Here is a 509-nt window from a genome sequence, read left to right as displayed (position 1 = left end):
AACCAGCGCGAGACAACTTGATAGACTCGCTCAGTACATCGATAGCCTCATCTTGTCCAAACACCAACATCTTCATTTTCTTATCTAGATTCTGAAGAATGTCTTTATCTGAAGAAGAGACCGACTTCTCTGGAATACGCGCCATCTTAGCCACCATAGCTTCGATATCGCCCACCCCTACCGTCTTCTTACGACGACTGCTCGGCACTAAGCGACTCTTCGCACCCGCTTCATCAATCACGTCGATGGCTTTATCAGGCAAATGACGCTCGTTAATGTATTTAGCAGAAAGCTCTACCGCAGCACGAAGGGCTTTATTGGTATAACGAACCTCATGGTGCTCTTCGTATTTCGATTTAAGGCCCATTAGGATCTTAGTGGTGTCATCTAGAGATGGTTCAACCACATCAATCTTTTGGAATCGGCGAGACAGCGCGCGTTCCTTTTCAAAGATGGTGCTGTATTCCTGATAAGTCGTAGACCCAATACAACGCAACTTACCGCTACTT

At 46.2% G+C, this 509-nt stretch carries 1 pseudogene; it reads right to left on the bottom strand.

Annotated elements, in window-relative coordinates:
* Positions 1-509 (bottom strand): annotated as a pseudogene (gene clpA / locus AB4585_RS28670) (ATP-dependent Clp protease ATP-binding subunit ClpA); the annotation flags it as partial.

Origin of the sequence: Vibrio sp. 10N.222.49.C9 (assembly GCF_041474985.1) — a bacterium.
Taxonomy (GTDB): domain Bacteria; phylum Pseudomonadota; class Gammaproteobacteria; order Enterobacterales; family Vibrionaceae; genus Vibrio; species Vibrio crassostreae_C.
Note: the sequence above shows the minus strand (reverse complement) of the source record. Positions and strands in the feature narration are given on the sequence as shown.